Genomic DNA, 5,598 nt, shown 5'->3' with positions numbered 1-5,598 from the left:
TCCCCCGGATGTCTTGCGCCCTCAAACATTCGCAAATCCGCACTACGTGCTACTTTGCTCATGTTTGGCGGGTCATAAATTCATATTCGATTTCGAGCAAGCTCGAATCGAAATGACTTTTGACCCTTACGTCATATTATTCAAAGGCATGTATAAAAAGTCCGCTAAGAAGCTTTGGCTCAAACCATGTTGACTTTGGAGGCATGAGTTTTCCAGCATCCGCAACTGCAAAAAGCTCACTAATTGATGTGGGATACATAGCAAATGCCACCTTCATATCCTCATGGCACCTTCTCTCAAGCTCCTTAAGTCCTCTTATACCGCCGACGAAATCTATCCTTGAATCATTCTTAGGATCCTTGATTCCAAGCACAGGATCCAAAATCTCATTTTGAAGAATTGCCACGTCAAGACCCTCAACAGCATCATCTTTTCTTACAGCTTCCTTAGCAACAAGACTGTACCAGGTATCATTCATGTACATAGATGCCTGATACTTACCCGAAGGCTTAACCGCCTCTTTGCCAAGCTCATTAACATCATACTTCTTACTAAGTTCATCCAAAAATTCCTGATCAGACAAGCCATTTAAGTCCTTAACCACACGGTTGTAGTCCATTATCATAAGCTCATTTTCCGGGAAAAGAACTGATAAGAAAAAGTCATATTCCTTCTGTCCTGTAGCATCTGCGTCTTCACCACGTCTCTTAAGTCCAACCTTAACAGCTGAAGCACAGCGGTGATGGCCATCAGCAATGTATATTGAATCTATTGTTTCGAATACTTCACTAATCTTCTTAACATCATCTTCATCAGCAATAACCCATACGCGGTTCTTGACACCATCACCTGATGTAAAGTCGTAAACCGGAGTCTGCGTATACTTAGTCTTTTCTACAAGCTTATCTATTTCCCGATTGTTTCTGTAACCAAGGAAAATAGGTCCTGTCTGAGCATTACAAGCATCGACATGACGGATACGATCCTGTTCTTTCTTTTCAAGTGTGTTCTCATGCTTTTTGATCACATTATTTACATAGTCATCAATTGCAGCACATCCAACAAGTCCTGTCTGAGTTCTGCCATCCATTGTCTGCTCATATACATAAAAGCAAGGGACAGAATCCTGAACATATGTTCCATCCTCAATCCTTTGCCACAAAACATCATGTGCCTTTTTGTATACTTCATCAGCATAGATGTCATGACCTTCCTCGAACTGAGTTTCGGGACGATCTATTGCAAGAAAAGAAAGAGGCTCCTTTTCAACTTCTACTCTTGCCTCCTTTGAGTTAAACACATCATATGGAAGCGCTGCGCACTTTGCTGAAAGTGAAGGCTCCGGTCTATATGCCTTAAAAGGTCTTATTGATGCCATATTATTATTCCTTTCGTAAATGTATGATAATGAAACTGTGATCTTTTAAACCAGTTATCTTTATAGTGAAATCCACATCATCTAAAGGTAATGGATTCCTAGAAATCTTTTTTGTTATTTTACCTATAAACACACATATACTATGATACCAAATTTTCGTATATATTTGTCACATATTATTACGAGTTTTAGCACAAACTATTATCAGCAATGATACAGTTTTTACAGGAAAATAGCCCGGCAGTTACGCCGGGCTATTTCGATGCCTAGGACTATGCTATTAAACCTGAACACCGATTTGTTGGTTAATATCGAAAATCCTGTATGATTACAGGTCTTTGCGAACTGTTATAAATTGAAAGATCTCTTCTTCCAAAACTGTGTAATTACAGATCCTTACGAACTACTCTTACACGGAATACGCCTTCGATTTCCTGAAGCTTCTTGACAGTCTCATCCTTGATAGAATCTTCGAAATCCATGATTGTATAAGCATATTCACCCTTTGACTTATTAGCCATATCTGTGATGTTGATACCTTCGTTACCAAACTCTCTTGTGAATTTGGTGATCATGTTAGCAACATTCTTGTGGAAGATAACGATACGAGGTCTTACACAAACTCCAAGGTTTACATCAGGATAGTTAACTGAATTGGAAATATTACCATTTTCAAGATACTCCATCATCTCCATAACTGCCTTTATTGCACAGTTATCTTCAGACTCTTCTGTTGAAGCTCCAAGATGAGGAATTACTATGCAGTTATCGTGACCTGCAGTTGTTGTGTTCGGGAAGTCTGTTACATACTTACGGATCTTGCCGGAGTTAATACCTGACAGAACTGCAGCTTCATCACAAAGAATATCTCTTGCAAGGTTAAGAAGGATAACTCCCTTCTTCATCTTAGCGATTGCTTCTGCACCTATCATGCCCTTAGTTGAATCCAGAGCAGGTACATGAATTGTAATAATATCACACTTTGAGTATATATCATCTACATTAGTTACATGGTGAACATCAGAAGACATATTCCATGCAGCATTAACAGAAAGATATGGATCATAACCATATACATCCATTCCAAGAAGCTTTGCGGCATTAGCAACTCTTACACCGATAGCACCAAGTCCGATAATACCAAGTTTCTTGCCCATGATCTCATTACCGGCAAATTTCTTCTTAGCCTTCTCTGTAACCTTGGCAATTTCAGGATCGCCGGCATTTGACTTAACCCATTCAACACCGCCGATGATATCACGTGATGCAAGAAGCATAGCTGCGATGACCATCTCTTTAACGCCATTAGCATTAGCTCCAGGTGTATTGAATACAACAATACCCTTTTCAGCGCACTTTTCGAGCGGAATGTTATTAACACCAGCTCCTGCTCTTGCGATGCAAAGGAGGTTATCTGAAAATTCCATATCATGCATAACAGCACTTCTTACGAGAATGCCGTCTGCGTCGTCAACGTTGTCAGTAGCTTCAAAATTATCTGTGAAGTTATTAAGACCGATCTTAGCAATCGGGTTTAAGCATTTATACTTGTACATAGCTCCTCTTTCTGATGCATAGTGCATCAAACAATATCAATTGTTTTCAATCTCTTTTTTCAGAAAACCTGTTAGCTATTAGCCTTCTCGAACTGATCCATGAACTGAACAAGCTTCTCAACACCAGCCTTAGGCATAGCATTGTAGATAGATGCTCTCATTCCGCCAACAGTTCTGTGTCCCTTAAGAGATACAAGGCCTTCAGCAGTTGCCTCTTTGATGAACTTAGCGTTAAGCTCCTCAGAATCAGTTACAAATGGAACGTTCATCAGTGATCTGTCTTCTACGCGTACAGTTCCCTTGAACATCTTGGACTGATCGAGATAGTCATAGAGAACCTTAGCCTTCTCTTCATTTCTCTTCTGCATTTCTGCAAGACCGCCCTGAGCCTTAAGCCATTTAAATACAAGACCGCAGATATAGATAGACCAGCAGTTAGGTGTATTGTATAAAGAACCATTGTCTGCCTGAGTCTTGAACTTAAGCATTGTAGGTGTATAAGGAAGAACATCATCACGGATAAGATCTTCACGAATTATTGAAATTACAAGACCTGCAGGTCCTACATTCTTCTGAACACCACCGTAGATTATGCCATACTTGGTGATATCTTCAGGTTCTGAAAGGAAGCATGAGGATACATCAGCTACAAGGTCTTTACCTTTTGTATTAGGAAGTGTATTAAAGTGAGTTCCATAAATTGTATTGTTCTTGCAGATGTATACATAGTCCATATCATCTGTGATCGGAAGATCAGAACAATCAGGAAGATATGAGAATGTCTTGTCAGCACTTGATGCAAGCTGAACAGCTTCACCATAGATTGAAGCTTCCTGGCATGCCTTCTTAGCCCACTGACCTGTGATTACATAGCCGGCCTTCTTATTCTTCATAAGGTTCATGGGAATAGCAGCGAACTGCTGACTTGCTCCACCCTGAAGGAAAAGAACCTTATAGTTATCAGGAATGTTATAAAGATCTCTAAGATCCTGTTCTGCTGTCTGTATAATAGAATCGAATGTCTTGGAACGATGACTCATCTCATTAACAGACATCCCACATCCATGATAATCAAGCATCTCTTTCTGTGCTTCTAAAAGTACCTCTTCCGGAAGAACTGCCGGACCAGCTGAAAAATTGTAAACTCTTGACATTTCAACCTCCACCTGAAAAAATATTAATTTTCACTCCGCCACTTTAATTTGCGAAAATTTGAATGTTAAATACATTCTAGTCTTTAGCTTGAAAAAGTCAATATTGCAAAATTAATAATTTTTATTTGTCAAAAAATTAAATTTGCACATACGTCTTAAATTATCACTTGTTATTTTATTCTATTAATATTTTGATAATCCCTTATATAATCAGCATTTAGCGTTTTTCATCGTCAAATTTATCCACCTTATTTTGCTTGAATTTTACTTGCTTTTTTTCAAAAAAATTGCCAATTAATTTTAAATTTTAAATTGTTTTTGCTATTATTCTATTGAAAATTTCCCCAAAAAATAATGTTAAATTCGCTCCTGTTTTTATAACGAATTTGTTTTAATGATTTTTATTGTTCTTTATGTCGATAATCTTGGATATTTTATCTGTTTCAAACTTATTAGTTATTGCATTTTTATGCGCGTATATTCACCTTTTACTGCATTATTATAATTAGTGTCAAAAGCACTCCATGATAATACGAACAATTCGAATAGGCATTCATCTGGTCAAGCAACTCATAAATCTGACACATATAAATCTTTCTATCAGAGTATGGCTATCTCAAATCATCTCGCCGCCTGTAGAAGTGAGGGTCTTGCTTACTGCGTGTTAAATGATTATCATTGTTGCATTTTTTTATCGTTATGCTATTATAAAAGTAGTCGCCTTGTCGTTAGTTTTTCATAAAAGAAGGGATTGGATATGGCAGTTGGAGCAATTAGAGCAATGCGTGCATATAGCAGTGTTTCTTTTACTCAGCCTTTGAATTATGCCCTTTCGAATAATTCCGAGGTATCTTCTGCATATGCACAGTCAGTACAGCAGCCATCGGAAGTGGCAAGTGCTGTAGATCCTGTAAGTCCTGTTGGTTATCCTAACGCTCAGAAGATCAACGCTTCTAAGCTCGATCCGGTTGAAGCCAGCGCAATGTTCAATGAAGTTGCAGAATCTTTTGGCGGAAGTATCACCGGATATGGATCAAAAGGAACAGGAAGCACTTATAACACTATTGGACAGAATATTGACATATTAGTATGACTCTATATTAAGATCAAAATCAAAAACACTCCCGGTAACAGTAAAGCCTTGGCCACTTTAACCGAGAGTGTTTTTTATTTATATTGGCTCATACATGTCATCCCGAATCCGGCGACATAATGAGGTTAAACTCGCAAACGCTTTGCTTTTTGCTCGTTATAAAATCACCGCTGACGCAGTTCTACGGGTACGGGGCTTATAACCCCGCACCCGAAATCAAGATATTCCCATCACCTAAAGGTGATGGGTTATCTTGATCATTTTATATATACGGCCTCATGCATTTCATGAGCAAATATTTGCTATCCACGTGCATTAGCCATTACTAAGCATTGGTGTTTTATGGCAGGTTAAATCTGCAAATCTGATAAGGGCTTTTTCTATATTTTTAAGTTCCCTATCATTTACATCCAAAGC

At 38.4% G+C, this 5,598-nt stretch carries 4 protein-coding genes; 1 reads left to right on the top strand and 3 read right to left on the bottom strand.

All coding sequences use genetic code 11. The annotated features are described in order from the left end of the window. Nucleotides 1–136 precede the first annotated feature (136 nt). From K6G87_RS05985 to serC, 3 genes are all read right to left on the bottom strand, one after another. Nucleotides 137–1,378, bottom strand: a complete 1,242-nt coding sequence (locus tag K6G87_RS05985) for a DUF1015 domain-containing protein (protein ID WP_296834945.1) — start codon at nucleotides 1,376–1,378, stop codon at nucleotides 137–139. A 386-nt stretch (nucleotides 1,379–1,764) separates the two neighbouring features. Then, nucleotides 1,765–2,934, bottom strand: coding sequence for a phosphoglycerate dehydrogenase (locus K6G87_RS05980; RefSeq protein WP_296834943.1), 1,170 nt, complete (start codon nucleotides 2,932–2,934; stop codon nucleotides 1,765–1,767). A 71-nt stretch (nucleotides 2,935–3,005) separates the two neighbouring features. After that, a complete protein-coding gene (gene serC, locus K6G87_RS05975) occupies nucleotides 3,006–4,088 on the bottom strand; it encodes a 3-phosphoserine/phosphohydroxythreonine transaminase (protein ID WP_296834942.1) in 1,083 nt (360 codons plus the stop codon). A 757-nt stretch (nucleotides 4,089–4,845) separates the two neighbouring features. Here serC and K6G87_RS05970 point away from each other — a divergent pair. Then, nucleotides 4,846–5,181, top strand: coding sequence for a hypothetical protein (locus K6G87_RS05970; protein WP_296834941.1), 336 nt, complete (start codon nucleotides 4,846–4,848; stop codon nucleotides 5,179–5,181). Nucleotides 5,182–5,598 lie beyond the last annotated feature (417 nt).

It is taken from the genome of Butyrivibrio sp. (genome assembly GCF_024699075.1).
Note: the sequence above shows the minus strand (reverse complement) of the source record. Positions and strands in the feature narration are given on the sequence as shown.

Excerpts from the sequence above, each read along its gene's own strand:
- K6G87_RS05970 (WP_296834941.1), top strand. The coding sequence starts at position 4,846 with ATGGCAGTTGGAGCAATTAGAGCAATGCGTGCATATAGCAGTGTTTCT.
- K6G87_RS05985 (WP_296834945.1), bottom strand. The coding sequence starts at position 1,378 with ATGGCATCAATAAGACCTTTTAAGGCATATAGACCGGAGCCTTCACTT.
- serC (WP_296834942.1), bottom strand. The coding sequence starts at position 4,088 with ATGTCAAGAGTTTACAATTTTTCAGCTGGTCCGGCAGTTCTTCCGGAA.
- K6G87_RS05980 (WP_296834943.1), bottom strand. The coding sequence starts at position 2,934 with ATGTACAAGTATAAATGCTTAAACCCGATTGCTAAGATCGGTCTTAAT.